Here is a 19135-nt window from a genome sequence, read left to right as displayed (position 1 = left end):
CAATAATTTAGCTAAAAATAAGAAATTGATGAATACCGAAGAACAAAAGAGAAGTTTACTTTTAGAAATGATCGCTTTCTCGACAGTTGATGGTCAGTTGCATAAACGAGAATTGGATTTTTTGTGGCTGGTAGCTCAGGAATTGAATATCGATAAAAAAGACTTTCAGGATTTATTTCATCAGGAACATACCCCGCTAAAGATAAAATCTGAATTTCAACGCATTCAGCAATTCTACAGATTGGCTTTAATCATGTATTGTGATGGTATATTGCACGAAAAAGAAGCATTGGCAATACAACAGATTGCAATTGAGATGGGGTTGAATCCAATGGCTACAAAACGAATTTTAGAGTTGATGCAAAAAGCACCAAACGCTATGCTTGATCCTAAAGTATTATTGAAAGTTTTTCAGGAACAACACAATTAAGGGAGTTGTTCCTGTAGTTTTTTAATATCATCACGCAACTTTGCAGCTTGTAAAAAGTCTAATTCTTTAGCTGCTTTTTCCATTGATTTTCGTTTTTCACGAATCATTTTTTCCAGATCGCCTTTAGACATATATGCTGTTTCCGGTTCTGCTGCTACCGGGAGCGTATGTCCAAGCTCAAATTCTACCAACGGATTTTTAGTAAAGGCACTATCGATTTTTTTATTTAATGCCTGTGGTACAATATTATTTTCGGTGTTAAAATTCATTTGTTTGGTTCGTCGATAGCTGGTTTCGTCGATTGTTTTTTGCATACTGGCTGTAATTTTATCCGCATACATAATCGCTTTACCATTTAGATTTCTTGCCGCACGACCGATGGTTTGCGTCAGTGATCTGTGACTGCGAAGGAATCCTTCTTTATCAGCATCAAGAATCGCAACCAAAGAAACTTCGGGTAAATCTAATCCTTCACGAAGTAAATTAACTCCAATTAAAACATCAAAAATACCTTTTCTCAGATCCTGCATGATCTCGATACGCTCTAAAGTGTCAACATCAGAGTGAATATAGCGACAACGAATATTTACTTTGGTTAAGTATTTGGCTAATTCTTCGGCCATTCTTTTCGTTAAAGTAGTAACCAAAACTCTTTCGTCTAATTCACAACGAACCTGAATTTCCTCGATTAAATCATCAATCTGGTTCAAACTCGGACGAATTTCTATAATTGGGTCTAACAATCCTGTCGGACGAATCACTTGTTCTACGTAAATACCATCGCTTTTTTGTAATTCATAATCGGCTGGGGTGGCAGAGACATAAATGACCTGATTTTGCATGGCTTCAAATTCTTCAAACTTCAAAGGCCTGTTGTCCATTGCGGCCGGTAGTCGGAAACCGTATTCCACCAAGTTTTCTTTTCGGCTTCTGTCGCCTCCGTACATGGCATGAACCTGTGAAACGGTTACGTGACTTTCGTCTACCACCATCAGATAATCGTTTGGGAAATAATCCAGCAAACAGAAAGGTCTTGTTCCGGCATCTCTGCCGTCAAGATAACGTGAGTAATTCTCAATTCCGGAGCAATACCCCAATTCCCGAATCATTTCTAAGTCAAAATTGGTACGTTCTTCCAGACGTTTTGCTTCGAGATGTTTTCCGATTTCTTTAAAATAATCGACTTGTTTGACCAGGTCTTGCTGAATTTCCCAGATAGCAGCTTGCAGGACATCCGGAGAAGTCACAAACATATTGGCCGGATAAATAGTCAGTTTATTAAACTTTTCAATCACTTGAGAAGTCTTGGAGTCAAAAGATTCTATTTCTTCAATTTCGTCTCCGAAAAAGTGAATTCTAAACGCATCGTCCGCATAACTTGGATATACTTCGACAGTATCACCTTTGATTCTGAAAGTTCCGGGTGTAAAATCGGCTTCAGTTCGGGCGTACAAACTCTGAACCAGACTGTGCAATAGTTTGGTACGTGAAATGACCTGATCCTTTTCTATCGCGATTACGTTTTTCTGAAATTCAACCGGATTTCCGATACCATACAAACAAGAAACTGATGCAACGACCAAAATATCACGTCGACCCGAAAGGAGGGAAGAAGTGGTGCTCAAACGCATCTTTTCAAGCTCTTCATTGATAGATAAATCCTTTTCAATAAAAACCCCTGTTACGGGCATAAAAGCTTCGGGTTGGTAATAATCGTAGTACGAAACAAAATATTCCACTGCATTATTAGGGAAAAATTGCTTGAATTCAGAATACAACTGTGCTGCCAAAGTTTTGTTATGTGCCAGAACCAAAGTAGGTCTTTGCACTTCCTGAATAACATTGGCTACCGTAAATGTTTTTCCCGAACCCGTAACTCCTAATAAAGTTTGATATTTTTCGCCATCCACAACTCCTTGTGCGAGTTTTTGAATGGCTTGTGGCTGATCGCCTTTTGGACTATAATCTGAGGAAACTTGAAACTCCATTTTTGACTGATGAAAATTTTAGTGTTGTAAAGATACGAGTTTGATTTCTTTTTTTGCGGAAAGCCGAAATCAAAAAAAAGCCATTAACAAACTAATGTTAACGGCTTTTTAAAATTCTCATTTTGTGGTAGAAAGGCTCTAAGCTACTAAGATGCTAAGTTTCTGAGATTTTAAATTACAGCAAATCCATATGTTTAAAAATAAAACTTAGCATCTTAGCAACTCAGTAGCTTAGAAGCTAAAGCTTAATCGGGCAAAAACAAAGCGTCCGTTTTGACCAAATTGCGATACGTTTCTGGAATACACAAATTGATTTTGATTTGATAAATCAATAGCAGTTGCTGCTGCGGCATAAGTTACATTTCCGTTTGCATCAACACCGTTGGCTCTTCTGGCGGTTTGTGGGCCCAGGTTTTTGTCCGGATAAATATCAAAAACATTGTTTGCACCAATTATGATTTTGGTTATAGGGCTAATTTTGAAACCAACCGACATATCGGTAATAACTTTTCCTCCCCAAACCGGGTGTTCATTTTCTACCGCTTTTCCATTCACAATAGTAGCGCCTACAAGACCATCACCATTTACGTCAGCTACGTTTGGGTCTGTTACTTGTCCAAAATATACATTTCTTAAAAAGAAATCAAACTTCTTGTAAGTAAGACTATTGGTTAAGTTTACTTTTACTCGAGGCACTGCCTCTTCCAGATAAATTCTGGAGGACTCTGAAAAATAAGTGTTGACTTGTCCAGCAGCTTCTAATATTGGAGAGGCATGAATGTTCCCTATTTTATGTGTTTTTGAAAAAGTCCCGGATAAATCATTTTTTAAAGTCAGATTTTCATTTAAGTTAAGTTTATTGGTAATCACTACATCAATTCCTTTGGATTCGGTATCAATTGCATTGGCAAAAAAAGTGGCCGCATTTGCCCCAGCCTGATCATACAAAGGCTGAGTAAGAGGAGTTGGCGTAAATTGATCCGTAAGTACCACTCTGTCGTCTATTTTTATGAAATACGCATCAGCAGTTATTGTAATGTTGGCGGCTGGAATTTTGGCAGTAAATCCGGCACTTACGCTAGTAGATTCCTCTTGTTTTAATTTAGGGATTCCAAGTAATTTGGCTATTTCAGAATCATTGCTGAAAGTTCCTACTTCAAAAGGAACCCCTCCCGTAAATTGCGTGGCAGTTGATTCGTAGTAAATTTGATGTAAGGATGGAGCTCTGAATCCGGTTGAGAAAGCACCGCGCAAGTTGATATTATCAGTAAGTTTATAACGCGTTGCTATTTTAAAATTAGTGGTGCTGCCAAAATCAGAATAATTTTCAAAGCGAACAGCTCCATTTAATAACCATTTTTCGGTTACATCTAATTCTAAATCTGTATAAACGGCAACACTGTTTCTTTTTTCATCTTTAGCATTTTCTGCTCTGTATCCCGGAAAAACCTGTGCTCCACCAGGTCTGGCGGCTCCATAGAAGTCCGTAACTCTTATGTTGGCAGGCGTTGTACCGGTAACTACATTTCCGTTGATATCGTATTGACTGTAAGAATCGGGAACACCGGCATTGATACCGTACAGTTCGTAACGATACTCGGCACCAAAAGCTACGTTTAGCGTATGGAACTTTTTGCTCATGTCAAAGTTGGTTGTGTTTTGGGCAAAACGTAAACCTCCGGCATCAAATTTGGTAGGAGAACCTTCTCTCATGGTTGCATTTACGGTATTTTCTATATTGTAATCAAAAGCATTTCGGCCATAGGTATTACTCAAATCAAAGTTCCAATCTTTAAAAATAGTACCTCTAAGCCCCGTTGCGGCAGAAAGATCATTAATAGTGGAATGAATCTCAGGCAGGAAACCATTTAAGTATAAACCGGTATACGATCTGGACTGATTAGGTCTTCTGAAAAAACCGGCAGATTCCCCTTCTCTATAGCTCGTTCCTCCAAAAACATAAACTTCTAACTTTTCATTTATAGGATAGGCAGCATTCAAAAAGAACTGGACACTCTTAAATGCAGATTGACCTACTCTCATATTAAAGTTTTGTCTTTGCAGATTTCTGTAAGCCAGTTCTCCATCTGTAGCATCAAAATTTAATGCCGTTTGCAATTGTGGAATAGTGGTTGCATTAGCGATATTTGTTTGCTGTGTTCCGGTAAAATAGTTTATTTGGGGAGCATAACCTTTTATCAGATTAATAATCTGAGCCGAATTAGGGGTATTGCTAATGTTTCCAAATAGAGAATTAATATTGATTCCATCTTTAAAAGCTCTTTGTTCGATAGCGTTGTAAGCGTTATAGATTGTTCCGGTCGCATCATCGGCTCTGCTTGTGGCATCACGTAGTTGCAAGCTACCTGTTAGATTAATAAAACTTTTTTCTTTGCCCAGATTTGTTCCGTAATTAAGATCCATTTGGTAATGGTTACCATCATTGCCTCCTCTGTGGTCATTGGCATTTCTGGAAAAATTACTCCCTGAAAAGAGATTGACATCTAATTTTTTAGTATCCTTTTTTATATTAAGGTTAATAACTCCCGCAATAGCATCAGAACCGTATTGAGCAGAAGCCCCATCTCGAAGTACTTCTATTTTTTCAAGCGCAAAGGACGGAATCGCATTCAAATCAGTTCCTACAGATCCTCTTCCCGGTGTTCCGTTTATATTGACTAAGGCCGAAGTATGTCTTCGTTTACCATTTACTAAAACCAATACCTGATCGGGCCCCAAACCTCTTAATTGAGCCGGATCAAGGTGATCCGTTCCGTCGGCAACCGTTTGGGTATTTGACGTAAAGGAAGGCGCCACCATGTTTAAAATCTGATTCAGGTTGGTTTGTGCCCCTTGTGTTGCAATTTCTTTCATTGCAATTACATCAATAGGAACCGCAGATTCTGTAACGGTTCTGGCGGGATTACGCGATCCAATGATCACTACATTTTCCAGTGTTTCCCCACTGCCTCCTGATAAAGTAACATTTACAATTGGCCCATCAACAGTTACAGTCTTGGTTTGCAAACCTACATATGAAAATTGCAATACATCACCAACTTTGGCTTCAATAGTATAGTTTCCATCGATATCCGTAACAGCTCCTTTTTTGGTACCTACTACCAAAACAGTAACTCCCGGTAAAGAGCCTCCCGTTTCGTCTACAACCTTTCCCTTGACAATATCAATTTCTTTTTTCTGACTTATCAGGTTTATTTTTTTTCTGTTTTTTGTCTGTTCAGTTGCGTTAACAAAGTTGCTGCCTGATACAATAATTGCAAATACAAACGACGAAAGTGATACTTTCTTGAGTCGGAAAAACACTTGATTTTTAAATAAATTCTCTTTCATAATTTTGGTTTATATTAGTTTGGTTAAAATCAATATGAAAACAAAAAAAATAATTTAGAATAGGAATTAAACTATTATAAATTATTTCCAGATTTGAATTTGTTTTTTGAAATGTTTATTCAATAGGTCTTTGAACTATAGAAATAGTCACTTTTTGTGTATCTTGTGACTAATTTAATCTACTGCAGATTAAGGTGGTATTCTCCGCTGTATTTTGGCGAATTTTAAAAAGCGTTTTTGCTTGTAATCGTAAATATATATAATTTTTATTTAAAAAACACTTACTGTAAGAAAAAAGTGAAATTTTTGAATTATTTATAAATGTTGCAATGTAGTTTAGTTAGAACTATTTTTTTAAGGATTTGAAATCTGTTTTTTTTAATTTAAAAAATCAGTAATAGCTTCGTTCACAATGTGGGGTTGATCCGTGCTTAAAAAATGTCCGGCATCTTTGATGATAATGGTTTTGCAGTGGACCAGATATTTTTGTGCGCGTTTTAAACTTTCATCAGAATTCACAACATCATGATCACCAATTAAAACTAAAACCGGATTTTGAATTGATTTTAATTCATCATCCGAAAAAGGTTGCATCTTAAGCATATTCGAATTTGATTTGGCGAAATGGTTCGCCAGATAAAATTGTCTTTTATATACGGGATTTATGTTTTCAGGATGTGTGGCAAAAGTTTTTAATGTTTTGGTAAATCTTTTTTCATTCGGAAACAGTTTAAGTAATAAGGCAGGAGTCATTTTTCTCATTTTATCAATAGATTTAAAAGTCTGCGCAGGACTTAATAAAACGATTCTGTCAATTGAGTTTTCTTTTTGGGTCGCTAATAATGTTGCAGTCCAGCCACCACGCGATGCAGCTACAATATCAAAGTTTTTTAATTTAAAATGATCGAAAATCTGACGGTACCAAGCCACTATTTCTTCTGTAGAAAGAGGTTTTGCTGTTAAAGTAGATTTGCCGGGTTCCATTAGGAAATCGATGGCATAAATGCGATGTGTTTTGGCTAAAACTTTACTATTCGGATACCACATGGTAGAGCTGGCATCCATGCCGTGTAATAAAACTAAACCTTTTCCATTTTTTGGCCCGGCTATTATAACATGAGCAATTCCAAAAGTGGTTTGAATAGTATCTTCTGTATAGGGAACGTCCCAAAGTTTTAATGCTTTGTTGTAAGAGGCGATGTAACTGTCTTTGTCAGTTTTGGTTTGAAAAATATAATCATCAAATTTTATTTTTTTAGAAGAAGCACAGCCAACAAGTAAAAATAATAGCGAAAATTTTAGAAATAGTTTTGGCATAAGAAAAAATTCAATTTGCCATAAAGTTAAGTGGAAGGAATGGATTATCGTATTAGAATTTTGTTGGGAATTTTCATAATTGTAAGGTTCTATATTTTGTTTACAGTGATCGAGATTATTCTAAATGATGAGCTCTTGTTAATTATTTTAGGAAGTAGTTGTGAAGTAATATAAGAGGCATGATCAGGTTTGAAGTTTGCTCCCTTTTTTTCAATGTTCGGTGTAAGATTGTATTTTTTGTAAATAGAATTGATAAAACGAGAAATATATTTTTCTTCATTATCAGAAATTAGTATTCCGGTAATTGTGATATACTTACTTGAACCGCCATGTCTGTTTGGTTTATCAAGAGTCCATCCCAAATCACCACTTTCATCTATGTATATTTTCATACGTACAAAAAAAAGGGCGTAAGCCCTTTTAATAATTTTGTTAAAAATAGTCCCTGTGAACGATGTATTAATAATACATTTATGGTAGATGTTTCACCGCCACGTTTGGACAGGTATTACCTATTTGGTACAAAGATACAATAAAAATTAAAGCAAAATTAATTTGTAGGAATTTTGCTCTTTTTTTTAACGCTTTTGTTGTGTTTCAGATAAAACAAATAGGTGATACAATAGATTTGTTTTTTTGGCTTTGAGCCATATGTAGTGCTTATTAAATTCTTTTAATAAATAAAAGTTGATTTTAGAATCTTAAATTTTGAATGCTCTCTGTTGTGCTTCAGTCAAAAAAGTCCACGCCACAATACGACTTGTTTTTTGGCCTTGAGCCATATCTATTGTTTTTACTGTAGCGGCATGTACTTTGTTTAGTGTTCTGTAAATACTGGAAAGATTGTCTCTTTTAGAAACCAAAGTAGTAAACCATAAACATTGCATCGGATATTTGGCACTTTCGTAAATCATTTGCGTGACAAAACCTATTTCGCCGCCATCGCACCATAATTCTGCATTTTGGCCTCCAAAGTTTAAAACAGGGTTTGTTTTTTTCTTTTCTTTCGGATTTAGATTCGAAACTTTTCTCACGGTACTTTGGTTGGCATCTTCAGCAGAGGCATGAAAAGGAGGATTGCAAATAGTAAAGGTAAAACGATCTTCGGGCGTGATGATATTTTTGAAAATAAAACGGGGCTCCATTTGTTGCTGTAAACTTATCGCATCAATAAGTTTTGGATTGGCTTCGATAATTTTACTGCAGTTTTCAATTGCTTTCAGATCAATATCAGTTCCCACAAAACTCCAATCGTAAATGGCATTCCCTAATATCGGATAGATACAATTTGCGCCCGTTCCGATATCAAGACCTAAAACAGAATTCCCCTTAGGAATGACACCGTTATTAGTTTCAGCCAATAAATCAGCCAGATAATGGATATAATCGGTACGACCAGGAATTGGTGGACAAAGATAATTGACAGGAATATCCCAATTTTCAATGCTATAATACGTTTGTAACAACGCTTTGTTGAGTGATTTTACGGCTTTCGGATCACTGAAATCAATAGTTTCGATACCGTGAACATTTACTGCTACGTACTTTTTTAATTCCGGACAATTGGTAATAAGAAGTTCGAAATCATATCGGGAGCGATGTAGATTTCTGGGATGTAAATTGTTTTTTTCGGAATTGTCTATTGCTTTCATTTTGTGAATTTGGATGCAAAGATAGTCATTCCTTTTTTGTGGACTACTGTGTTTACGGTTAAGAATTTTAAACGCAAGGTCCGCAAAGGATTACGCAAAGTGCACAAAGATTTTTGTTTGTTTTAATCGCAAAGTTTGTTAAGCTGCATGTAAAAAGTTGCTTTTTAGATGCTAGTAAACTCTCCTGTTTGTCGATAAATTTTTTCACGCAGATTTAGTTTATGTTTTTGTTTTGTAGTCTTTTAATAAAAAAATCTGCAAAATCTGCAGAATCTGCGTGCACAAAAAGCTTCGCGTGCTCTGCGTAACCTTTTGCGAACTTAGCGGTTAAAAAATGATCAATCCATACACTCCATAAGAAGCAAATCGCCATCAGTATGTGTAATGGTAACCAATCCGTCTTTTGCAACAGCATTACTGCTGCCAGTTCTGTATCCAATTGTAAGGGTGTCATTTTCTAATGGATATTCCAGATTGGTTGAAAAAATGCCATTTACAACTCCAATCGGGATTAATGAAATTGGGGTTTTGGCCGTGTACCATTTTTCAAATTTATTCGGAAGCAGAAATATTTTAGAATGATCATCCAAAATAACAATCTTAAGCAAATTTCTGTAACGAACAATGTTGGTTAGATTGGTTATGGTGTGATCAGCACGTTTTCCGGTAGCCCAAACAACATTTGCGGCAGGGATTTTTCGATCAATTAAATAATCAAAAGCTTTTTCCAGATCAGTTTTGTTTTGGTCGGGTGTATGTACAATTTCAATCGGATACTGAGAGGTTTTGTAGATTTCAGGGTCAAAACCACGATCAAAATCGCCTAAAAGAACGTCAACTTTTATGCCTAATTCAATAACTCTTTCGATGGCAGAATCCAGTACGACAACTAGGGGAGACCATTCGAGCAATTGTCCTAATAATTCCGGATTGCATGCTGCTCCGTTAGCGATAATTAAAGCGGGTTCCTGGTCGTCGCGTACGATATGGTGTGAAGACATTTAGCGTTTTGATTTGAAATGTGCTGCAAATGTACAAAAGTTATAGGCTTTGACTGAGGACCGGTTTATTTTTCGATGTTATGAAATGTTATTCTATTTATTTAGGCAGATCTAATACTCTTCTGTGATAATTAATCTGTCCTAAATGATAGGCTAAATGCGTAGAAAGATGAACCAGGAAAAAACCGGTTGTCATTTCTTTTTCGAATACAATTTGCGGGTAATTCTTTTCTAAATCTTCTTCCGTTAAAGAACTCAGCGCATTATCTACAACCAAAATGGTGTTTTCTATTTTCTGAATTAATTCTGATTTGGGAATATCTTTTAAGGAAAATTCTAAAGGACGATTTCGGATATAACCCGTTTTTCCAATTTCTGCTCCGATATAGGTATTTAGGTTTCCGATCAGATGCAGGCAAAGGTTTCCGCCTGAGTTCAAAATGTTTTTATCGATTACCCAAATAGTAGATTCATCCTGATACGATTCAATTTCCAGTTTTAATTTATTGAGGTCTCTTTCAAACAGTGCTTTAAGCGTTTCGATTAACATAGTTTTTCCGTTTTATTTTTTATCGGAATCCAGATTTCTTCTTCAGAATTCGGATCATCTTTTTTGTATTTTTCACCCATAATTGCAAAATGCGGACGGTCATCAACCGTGTAATCCGATTTTGGTAACCATTCCACAAATATAGAATGATACGTTTTATGAGCGGTTGCATTTTCCCCTGAATGAATAAAAATGGCATATAATCCTGAAGGAATTATCAGATCCTCCATTTCTGACGGGATGTCGTTGAAATCAGAAACTTCAACTGCTGCCCATTTCTCAAAATCGTTTTTTGGATCAAATTCGTTAAAATAACCAACAGGGAAAACTTCTAATGAATATAAATCAGTTCCGACCTGATTTTTTATTTCTTTGCGGTGCGGCATGAAAGACGACCATAATTGGAAGGTTTTATTATCAAGATAAGACATGGCAATGTATTTTCCGACAAGTTTTTTTTCTGTTGAAATTTCGATTCTGGCTTCCATTAGTAAGTGTGTTATTCGATAGTGTATTTTCTTGAATCTGTTTCGGTAAGCGAAAAATAGCCCAAAGGATAATTGGGTTTATCGGTAGTATTAATAATGTTTCCCTTTACTGTTGCAGGAGGAGATTGAAATGGTCCTCCGCTGTTGTTACCGGCAATACTTACCAAAATACTCATATAATTATAATACTGTTTTGAGATTCCGTAATGGACTATTTCAACTTTGTCTCCGGGTTTTAAATCGTCATCATCCGAGCTGCTGAAAATTTCATTTCCCTGATAAAATTTATCTTCAGAAACATAAAAGGTAGAAGTTACTTTACTGGAATACGTGTATTTGAATAAATAGAAATTTTCTGCATTGCCGGGATCGGTATAAAAAGCTTTTACCTCAATGTCTTTTCGGGTTATTCCTCCTTCGTTATTTTGTTCCAATCGGGTGATGGGAGCTACCGATTTTAAGGTTTCATTTGCTGTATACGTATTTCCGCCGCTAACTACAGTCAAAGTGTATTGTTCCTCAATTTCGGGTTTAAAAGTGTTACAAATGTAAAACCCTTTTTTAGAACCTTCCACGAAATTGAATTGTTCATTTTTACTGTTTTTTATATACACAGTAGCACCGGAAACGGTTGGAATTACGTTTTGAAAATAACCGGTTGTAGTAGTCAGTTTTATGATTTGTTGATTTCCGACTGTTCCTTTTTGCCAATTTATAGCAGCTTCAATTACTAATTTTGGAGGTGCTGTATCTAATTCCACATCAACAACTTCTTCACAACTTATGAAGAAAAGAGATATAAAAAATACGATTAAAAAACTTGCTTTTTTCATGATCTATCTTTTGTTTTTCTTTTGCAGAAAATAATTTTTAAAATTTGAAATTGTAACTTACTGCCGGTACCATTCCAAAAATGGAGGTTTTTACAGCTTCATTAGCACCGGTGTCTGCATTTTGACGAAAGTTAATCGAGGCCGCATTTTGGCGATTGTAAAGGTTGTAAATACTAAAAACCCATTCTCCTTTCCAATTTCTGTTTTTATTACTTCTTGGTGTCAGGGTTGCAGAGATGTCCAGGTGATGATAAGCAGGTAAACGATTTTTGTTTCTTAGCCCATAACTTGGTACCGTGATTCCTAAATACTCATATTGCGAATTCGGATAAGTAACAGGTTGTCCGGACTGCAAAGCAAAGTTAGCACCAAAAGACCATTTTTCGTTTAAATTATAAGCGGATGTAATGGCTAAATTATGAGTTTTGTCGTAAACAGAGCTGTACCATTGTCCATCGTTTATCCCAGTTTCGCCAGCTGTTCTTCCAGGTGTTTGTTGTTCTGATTTAGATAAAGTATACGAGACCCATCCGTTAAACTTGCCCTCGTTTTTCTTAAACATAATTTCTAAACCATACGATCTCATGCGTCCGTTTAGAATTACCTGTTCGATAGCATCATTGGCAATTAGATCGGCACCATCAATATAATCAAGTCTGTTTTGAATTTTTTTGTAATAGGTTTCAACTTCAAGCGAATAAGCGCCGTTGTTTATGTTTCTAAAATAACCCAGCGCCACCTGATCGGCAATTTGGGGTTTGATATAGTTGTCACTCGGCATCCACACATCTAATGGAGTAGGAGATGAGGTATTCGAAATCAGTTGAAGGTATTGCGCCATTCTGTTGTAACTGGCTTTTACCGACTGATCATCGTTCAATTGATAAGAAACCGCAAACCTTGGCTCCAGATTGTCATAACTCTGAATCACTTTGTTTTTGCCAAAATACTTAGTTGAGGTTGGTGTACCTTTTTTGTAAATCTGTATGTCTGAGTCAAAAACAACCGGACCGTTATTATCGTAATAATTAATAGTAGATCCGCCTAAACGATAGAATAAACTGTAACGCAATCCGTAAGAGACAGTAAGTTTTTTTGTAACCTGACTTTCGGCATCGAGATAAACAGCAGGCTCAAAAGCGTATTTCTTGTCTAACTGATCAGGATTAATTCCGGAAGTACTTCCGGTTGGTTTGATTGTTCCCGGATTAAATCCGTAGTAAATCCCGTTTATACCATAGTTCAATTTGAACTTATCTGAGATATAATGTTTGAAATCGTATTTGATATTGTAGTTTTTAATTCCCGAATCCCATTTGAAGCCCACCAAATCCAAATCAAGACCATAATAATAGTCGCTGTAAATCAAGGATAAATTAGAGAACAGTTTATCAGAATACAAATGATTCCAGCGAAGATTTAAAGTGGTGTTTCCGTAGGTGTTAGAGAAACTTTTATTGATGCTAAAAACATCTCGTCCAAAATACCCGGATAAATACAAGCTGTTGTTGTCGTTTAATTTGTAACTCAGTTTGGTATTCAAATCATAAAAATAGGCAGAGTTGTCTTTTTGATCTTCGGATAATTTTAAAAACAGATGCGCGTACGAAGCTCTTCCTCCAATCAAAAAGGAGCCTTTGTCTTTTACTAACGGACCTTCGGCAAGAAGCCTGCTTGAGATTAATCCGATTCCGCCATTCATGTGAAAATCTTTGCTGCTACCGTCTTTTTGGTAAATGTCAAGAACAGAAGAGGCTCTTCCGCCATAACGAGCCGGAATTCCGCCTTTATACAGTTTTAAATCTTTGATGGCATCGGGGTTAAAAACCGAAAAAAATCCAAATACGTGAGAAGAGTTAAAGATAGTAGCTTCATCCAACAGAATTAGATTCTGATCCGCACCACCACCTCTAACATTAAATCCTGAGGCTCCTTCTCCGGCATTGGTAACACCCGGAAGTAATAAAATCGATTTTAAAACATCAACTTCTCCCATAACAACCGGCATTTTTTTGATCGTTGAAATGGAAAGTTTATTGGTGCTCATTTCAGGAGATTTAATGTTGATCTTACCTTTGTTGTCCGTAATAACAACTTCCTGAAGTTCTTCACCTCCTTCATTCAGGGAAAAATTACTTTTGGTGTTTTGATTTAGATCAATTGTTTTTTGAAGAGTTTGATATCCCACATAACTGATTTCGATCTGATGTTTACCGGAAGGAATGGTTAAAGAATAAAAACCGTATTCATTTGTAGTCGTTCCAATCTTTAAGGAAGGAATATAAATGTTTACCCCAATTAAGGTTTCATTGTTTTTAAAATCGCTGATGGTGCCGCTTAAGGTAAATTTTTCCTGAGAAAATGAAGTAAGAGTCGTTAGAACAAGAAGAATAAAAAGGCTAATTTTTTTTGTAATCATTGTCTTGATTTTGATATACATAGATAATAATTCTTATTAAAATATGGCCGCGAACAATTGTTAAATATGAGTTAAGAAAAAAGGCAACCGTTTTAGGGTTGCCTTTTTATATTTCATAGTAAATAATATACTATTTCTTATTTTATTTCCGCCAGGATCGCATTGAATGTCGCACTTGGACGCATTGCTTTGCTTACTAATTCCGGAGTTGGCTGATAGTATCCGCCTAACGTTTGAGGTTTCCCTTGAGCACCGATTAACTCAGCATCGATTTTAGCTTCGTTTGCTTCAAATTGAGCTGCAATTGGAGTGAAAATTGCTTTTAACTCAGCATCTTTATTTTGAGCAGCTAATGCCTGAGCCCAATAGAAAGCAAGGTAGAAATGTGAACCACGGTTGTCAATTTGTCCTACTTTACGTGCCGGAGATTTGTCATTTGCTAAGAATTTGTCGTTTGCCTGATCTAAAGTTTCAGATAAAACAATCGCTTTAGCATTGTCTAAAGTCTGACCTAAATGTTCTAAGGAAGCACCAAGCGCTAAGAACTCTCCTAATGAATCCCAACGTAAATAGCCTTCTTCTGTAAATTGCTCAACGTGTTTAGGAGCAGAACCTCCGGCACCTGTTTCGAACAATCCACCGCCATTCATTAAAGGAACGATAGAAAGCATTTTAGCTGAAGTTCCTAATTCTAAAATTGGGAATAAGTCAGTTAAGTAATCACGTAAAACGTTTCCTGTTACTGAGATGGTATCCAATCCTTTGATAATTCTGTCTAAAGTAAATTCTGTAGCCGCAACCGGATTTAAAATACGGATGTCTAAGTTTATAGTATTGTAGTCTTTAAGGTATTTTTGAACTTTTGCGATCAATTCTCTGTCATGCGCTCTGTTTTCGTCTAACCAGAAAACAGCCGGAGTATCAGATAAACGAGCTCTGTTTACCGCTAGTTTAACCCAGTCCTGAATCGGAGCGTCTTTAGCCTGACACATTCTGAAAATGTCATTAGCCTCAACACTTTGTTCCATCAAAACAGTTCCGTTTTGGTCTACTACACGAACAACACCTTCTTCTTTCATTTGGAAAGTTTTATCGTGAGATCCGTATTCTTCTGCTTTTTGCGCCATCAAACCTACGTTAGGAACACTTCCCATTGTTTTAGGATCAAAAGCACCGTGTTTTTTACAGAAGTCAATAGTTGCCGTATAAATTCCCGCATAAGAACGGTCCGGAATAATAGCGATTGTATCTTGTTGTTTCCCTTCTTTATTGTACATCTGTCCTGAAGTACGAATCATTGCCGGCATAGAAGCATCAACAATAACATCAGAAGGAACATGTAAGTTTGTAATTCCTTTATCAGAATTCACCATCGCCAATGCAGGTCCGTTTTCGATTGCCTGATTGATGGCAGCTTCAACTTCTGCTTGCTCCGGTCTTCCGGCAATTTTAGTATAGATATCGCCTAAACCATTTCTGGTATCGATGTTTAATTCATTGAATAAAGTTTCGTATTTTTTGAAAAGATCAGCAAAATATACTTCAACGATAGCGCCAAAGATAATCGGATCTGAAACTTTCATCATGGTAGCTTTTAAGTGTACAGAAAGTAAAACACCTTCTTTTCTTGCTTCCGTAATGGTTTCAGCAACAAAACTTTTTAAAGCTTTCAAATGCAATACAGAACTGTCAATAATTTCACCGGCCTTTAATGGAGTACTGGCTTTAAGAACAGTTGTCGTTCCGTCTTTGGCAACGAATTCGATTTTTACATCATTCGCTTCAGTAACGGTAAGTGATTTTTCGCTTCCGTAGAAATCACCATTTGGCATTGAAGCTACTTTGGTTTTAGAGTCAGCAGACCATGCACCCATGGAGTGTGGATTTGCCTTAGCGAAGTTTTTAACCGCTCTTGGAGCTCTACGGTCAGAGTTTCCTTCACGTAAAATAGGATTTACAGCAGAACCTAAAACTTTAGCATATTTGGCTTTGATTTCTTTTTCAGCATCGTTTTGAGGCTCTTCCGGATAATTTGGAATATTGTAACCATGTGATTGCAATTCAGCAATAGCCGCTTTTAACTGCGGTACTGAAGCAGAAACGTTTGGTAATTTGATAATATTGGCTTCCGGTTGTGTAGCCAATTGACCAAGTTCAGCCAATGCATCAACTGTTTTTTGATCAGCCGTTAACACTTCAGGAAAATTAGATAAAATTCTGCCTGCCAACGAAATGTCTCTTGTTTCAATTGCGATACCGGCTGTTGCGGTAAACGCCTGAACAATAGGTAGAAAAGAATAAGTCGCTAACAATGGCGCCTCATCAGTTAAGGTGTAAAAAATTTTTGAATTTTGTGTCATTTTCTTTTTTTTTATAATCGTATTACCGCGAAATGGTAATTAAAAGGTATAGTCGGCTCAAAATGAGCGGAGCAAATATAATAAAAACAGGACGAAAACGGTTGCGTTTTAAGGATAATTAAAGAAATTATCAGATTATTATTTCGGGCTCGTAAAATTGCTAAATTGATGATTTTGGTATTAAAAAAATAAGGTTTTACTGAATCAATACGAAAAGCGGCAAGCGATAAAATTTTGTGTTTATTTGGCAACGTGGCCCGCAAAGGTTTTACGCAAAGAGTACGCAACGGTTTTTTACTTGTGTTGGTCGCAAACGTGCAAAGGTTTACGCAAAGGGTAGCTATTTTTGCTCGCAAAGGCGCAAAATCGAAAAGTTTCTTTTCACGCAGATTTTGCAGATTCTTTTTTATTGAAATTGATAAAAAAAATATCTGCAAAATCTGCAAAATCTGCGTGCAAAAATTTCTCCGCAAACATAGGGGGAAGCTATACTTAAAATTGTTTCTTTTTATCTCAGCGAACTTTGTCTAAAACTTTGTGCGTCTTTTGGTTGGATCTTTTAATTCTGGAATTTCTTTTATCCGCTGAGATTGAAAATCGGGCATAAAAAAACCCGTTTCAAATAGTATGAAACGGGTCTTTTATGATAAAAAAGATAAAGAATTATCTTCTTTTATCTCTAATCTTAGCTTTTTTACCAGTAAGTTCTCTGAAGTAGAAAATTCTAGCTCTACGTACAGCTCCTTTTTTGTTGATTTCAATTTTCTGTAAAGCTGGTAAGTTTACCGGGAAGATACGCTCAACTCCGATAGCACCTGACATTTTACGGATAGTAAAAGTTTCTGTGTTACCAGAACCTCTTCTTTGAATAACAACTCCTTTAAAAAACTGAGTTCTTGTTTTTTCACCCTCTTTAATTTCGTAGAAAACAGTAATAGTGTCTCCAGCTCCGAAAACAGGGAAATCTTTTTTAGCAACTAATTCGTTTTGAACGAATTTCAATAAATCTGCCATGATAATTTTTAATTATGGTTTTTTATAGAGTAACATTCACGGATCTCGCCAGAGGTTAGTCTAATTTGGGTGCAAAGGTAAGTAAAAATAAATAAATTCCAAATTTTTGAAATTCCAAATTCCAATTTTCTAACTTATTTGCTTGTTGGGAGTTAGAGTTGTTTTGAGTTTCAGGTTTCAGGTCTCAAGTTTGAGGTTTCATATCTCACATTAAGGTTACGCAACAACAACCTGAAACTTGAAACCTGAAACAAAAACATACATTTTTTAACGTTCGCATTTAGTGGGAATTTCAATTTTCTAACTTATTTGTTTATTTGGGAGTTAGAGTTGTTTTGAGTTTCAGGTTTCAGGTTTCAGGTTTCAAGTTTCAGGTTTCAAGTTTCAAGTTTGAGGTTTTACATCTTACATTAAGGTTGCGCAACAACAACCTGAAACTTGAAACCTGAAACAAAAACGCACGTTCTTTAACGTTCGCATTTAGTTGGAATTTCAATTTTCTAACTTATTTGTTTATTTGGGAGTTAGAGTTGTTTTGAGTTTCAAGTTTCAAGTTTGAGGTTTCACATCTCACATTTTACATCTCACATAAAGACTACGCAACAACAACCTGAAACTTGAAACCTGAAACAAAAACACACACTCTTTAACACCTCATTTAGTTGGAATTTGGAATTTCAAAAATTTGGAATTTTACTCCAACAAATCCGGTCGTCTATTTTTAGTATGCTCATACGCCATATCCTCACGCCATTTGTCGATTTTGGCAAAATGTCCGCTGGTTAAAACTTCGGGAACTTTCCATCCTTTATAATCTGCGGGGCGGGTATAGATAGGACCCGAAAGTAAATTGTCCTGAAAACTGTCCGTCAATGCAGAGGTTTCATCACTTAAAACACCCGGGATCAAACGAATTAAAGCATCCGAAAGTACCAAAGCACCTAATTCGCCACCTGATAAAACATAATCACCAATCGAGATTTCTTTTGTAATAAAATGATCTCTGACTCTTTGATCTACACCTTTATAGTGACCACATAAAATAATGATGTTTTCATACATCGACATGGTGTTGGCCATTTTTTGGTTTAAAGTTTCACCATCCGGAGACATATATATGATCTCATCGTATTCGCGTTGGCTTTTCAAATGTGTTATACAGTCATCAATTGGCTGAACCGTCATCACCATTCCGGCACCGCCTCCAAAAGGATAATCGTCAACACTTTTTTGTTTATTTGTAGTGTAATCGCGTAAATTATGAAAATGAACTTCTACCAAACCTTTGTCAATAGCTCGTTTCATAATGGAAGCCTCAAACGGACTTCTTAATAATTCCGGCAAAATCGTTATAATGTCAATTCGCATTTCTTTTCTTCAATAGTTCTAAGCCGCAAAGATACAAAGTAAATAGTGGCGAAATTTTAAAGATTTAAAAATAGAAGAGTTAAGACAGAAATAAAAACACTCATACCTTTAGAAGTACGAAAAAAGATAGGATGTTTTTTAGTATTTTTAACCTGTGGATGCAATTTGTAAAAACGATGCTTACATCTATTAAAAAACATAGATTTTGGTATAAAAAGAGTGAGAAATAGCGACACAGTTCGATCATATAGTCAATCTTCGACTTCGCTCAGACTGACAAATGATAATTTAAAATAAGTGAAACGCGTCATTACGTTTTCAAAACTATGTTTCTATGTGTTAAAAAGTAATGGCACCAAATAGG

The 19135-nt window shown here is 36.1% G+C and carries 14 protein-coding genes; 1 reads left to right on the top strand and 13 read right to left on the bottom strand.

All coding sequences use genetic code 11. The features are described from left to right. Window positions 1–28 precede the first annotated feature (28 nt). Entirely contained in the window at window positions 29–430 is a 402-nt protein-coding gene (locus tag G3A47_RS00810; RefSeq protein ID WP_166919510.1) for a TerB family tellurite resistance protein, read from the top strand. On the opposite strand, the gene uvrB is transcribed toward G3A47_RS00810, so the two are convergent. The 13 genes from uvrB to trmD all read right to left on the bottom strand — a co-directional run bounded on the left by uvrB (window position 427) and on the right by trmD (window position 18771). After that, complete coding sequence (uvrB, locus tag G3A47_RS00805; RefSeq protein ID WP_166919508.1) at window positions 427–2418, bottom strand: excinuclease ABC subunit UvrB; 1992 nt, start codon at window positions 2416–2418, stop codon at window positions 427–429. The two genes, G3A47_RS00810 and uvrB, sit on opposite strands and share 4 nt — an antisense overlap. A gap of 231 nt (window positions 2419–2649) precedes the next feature. Then, the gene (locus G3A47_RS00800) at window positions 2650–5769 is read right to left on the bottom strand and encodes a TonB-dependent receptor (protein ID WP_166919506.1); all 3120 of its coding nucleotides are present in this window, start codon (window positions 5767–5769) and stop codon (window positions 2650–2652) included. Window positions 5770–6147: 378 nt separating this feature from the next. After that, entirely contained in the window at window positions 6148–7086 is a 939-nt protein-coding gene (locus tag G3A47_RS00795; protein ID WP_166919504.1) for an alpha/beta fold hydrolase, read from the bottom strand. A gap of 89 nt (window positions 7087–7175) precedes the next feature. After that, on the bottom strand, window positions 7176–7478 hold the full coding sequence (locus G3A47_RS00790; protein WP_166919502.1) for a DUF3800 domain-containing protein: 303 nt from the start codon (window positions 7476–7478) through the stop codon (window positions 7176–7178). Window positions 7479–7787: 309 nt separating this feature from the next. Continuing rightward, window positions 7788–8738: a 23S rRNA (adenine(1618)-N(6))-methyltransferase RlmF gene (rlmF, locus tag G3A47_RS00785; protein ID WP_166919500.1), complete on the bottom strand. Its 951-nt coding sequence runs from the start codon at window positions 8736–8738 to the stop codon at window positions 7788–7790. Between the two features lie 338 nt (window positions 8739–9076). Further along, the gene (locus G3A47_RS00780; RefSeq protein WP_166919498.1) at window positions 9077–9739 is read right to left on the bottom strand and encodes a thiamine diphosphokinase; all 663 of its coding nucleotides are present in this window, start codon (window positions 9737–9739) and stop codon (window positions 9077–9079) included. 97 nt (window positions 9740–9836) lie between these two features. Further along, a complete protein-coding gene (locus G3A47_RS00775) occupies window positions 9837–10289 on the bottom strand; it encodes a DinB family protein (protein WP_166919496.1) in 453 nt (150 codons plus the stop codon). After that, on the bottom strand, window positions 10283–10777 hold the full coding sequence (locus tag G3A47_RS00770; RefSeq protein ID WP_166919494.1) for a GyrI-like domain-containing protein: 495 nt from the start codon (window positions 10775–10777) through the stop codon (window positions 10283–10285). The genes G3A47_RS00775 and G3A47_RS00770 overlap by 7 nt, the downstream gene beginning before the upstream one ends. 11 nt (window positions 10778–10788) lie before the next feature. Next, window positions 10789–11610 (bottom strand): DUF4249 domain-containing protein, encoded by an 822-nt coding sequence (locus G3A47_RS00765; RefSeq protein WP_166919492.1) that lies wholly within the window; start codon window positions 11608–11610, stop codon window positions 10789–10791. Between the two features lie 37 nt (window positions 11611–11647). Beyond that, the gene (locus G3A47_RS00760; protein WP_166919490.1) at window positions 11648–14029 is read right to left on the bottom strand and encodes a TonB-dependent receptor; all 2382 of its coding nucleotides are present in this window, start codon (window positions 14027–14029) and stop codon (window positions 11648–11650) included. 137 nt (window positions 14030–14166) lie between these two features. Next, a complete protein-coding gene (locus G3A47_RS00755) occupies window positions 14167–16389 on the bottom strand; it encodes an NADP-dependent isocitrate dehydrogenase (protein WP_166919488.1) in 2223 nt (740 codons plus the stop codon). A 663-nt stretch (window positions 16390–17052) separates the two neighbouring features. Next, window positions 17053–17403, bottom strand: a complete 351-nt coding sequence (rplS, locus tag G3A47_RS00750) for a 50S ribosomal protein L19 (RefSeq protein WP_166919486.1) — start codon at window positions 17401–17403, stop codon at window positions 17053–17055. A 693-nt stretch (window positions 17404–18096) separates the two neighbouring features. Continuing rightward, window positions 18097–18771, bottom strand: coding sequence for a tRNA (guanosine(37)-N1)-methyltransferase TrmD (gene trmD / locus G3A47_RS00745; protein ID WP_029268668.1), 675 nt, complete (start codon window positions 18769–18771; stop codon window positions 18097–18099). Window positions 18772–19135 lie beyond the last annotated feature (364 nt).

The organism is Flavobacterium poyangense, from assembly GCF_011751075.1.
In the GTDB taxonomy this organism is placed as follows: Bacteria; Bacteroidota; Bacteroidia; order Flavobacteriales; family Flavobacteriaceae; genus Flavobacterium; species Flavobacterium poyangense.
The sequence above is the reverse complement of the archived record's forward strand: the minus strand, read 5'-3'. Positions and strand labels throughout refer to the sequence as shown.

What these genes read in the sequence shown, in the direction of transcription:
- G3A47_RS00810 (WP_166919510.1), top strand. Translation starts at nt 29, where the DNA reads ATGAATACCGAAGAACAAAAGAGAAGTTTACTTTTAGAAATGATCGCT.
- uvrB (WP_166919508.1), bottom strand. Translation starts at nt 2,418, where the DNA reads ATGGAGTTTCAAGTTTCCTCAGATTATAGTCCAAAAGGCGATCAGCCA.
- G3A47_RS00800 (WP_166919506.1), bottom strand. Translation starts at nt 5,769, where the DNA reads ATGAAAGAGAATTTATTTAAAAATCAAGTGTTTTTCCGACTCAAGAAA.
- G3A47_RS00795 (WP_166919504.1), bottom strand. Translation starts at nt 7,086, where the DNA reads ATGCCAAAACTATTTCTAAAATTTTCGCTATTATTTTTACTTGTTGGC.
- G3A47_RS00790 (WP_166919502.1), bottom strand. Translation starts at nt 7,478, where the DNA reads ATGAAAATATACATAGATGAAAGTGGTGATTTGGGATGGACTCTTGAT.
- rlmF (WP_166919500.1), bottom strand. Translation starts at nt 8,738, where the DNA reads ATGAAAGCAATAGACAATTCCGAAAAAAACAATTTACATCCCAGAAAT.
- G3A47_RS00780 (WP_166919498.1), bottom strand. Translation starts at nt 9,739, where the DNA reads ATGTCTTCACACCATATCGTACGCGACGACCAGGAACCCGCTTTAATT.
- G3A47_RS00775 (WP_166919496.1), bottom strand. Translation starts at nt 10,289, where the DNA reads ATGTTAATCGAAACGCTTAAAGCACTGTTTGAAAGAGACCTCAATAAA.
- G3A47_RS00770 (WP_166919494.1), bottom strand. Translation starts at nt 10,777, where the DNA reads ATGGAAGCCAGAATCGAAATTTCAACAGAAAAAAAACTTGTCGGAAAA.
- G3A47_RS00765 (WP_166919492.1), bottom strand. Translation starts at nt 11,610, where the DNA reads ATGAAAAAAGCAAGTTTTTTAATCGTATTTTTTATATCTCTTTTCTTC.
- G3A47_RS00760 (WP_166919490.1), bottom strand. Translation starts at nt 14,029, where the DNA reads ATGATTACAAAAAAAATTAGCCTTTTTATTCTTCTTGTTCTAACGACT.
- G3A47_RS00755 (WP_166919488.1), bottom strand. Translation starts at nt 16,389, where the DNA reads ATGACACAAAATTCAAAAATTTTTTACACCTTAACTGATGAGGCGCCA.
- rplS (WP_166919486.1), bottom strand. Translation starts at nt 17,403, where the DNA reads ATGGCAGATTTATTGAAATTCGTTCAAAACGAATTAGTTGCTAAAAAA.
- trmD (WP_029268668.1), bottom strand. Translation starts at nt 18,771, where the DNA reads ATGCGAATTGACATTATAACGATTTTGCCGGAATTATTAAGAAGTCCG.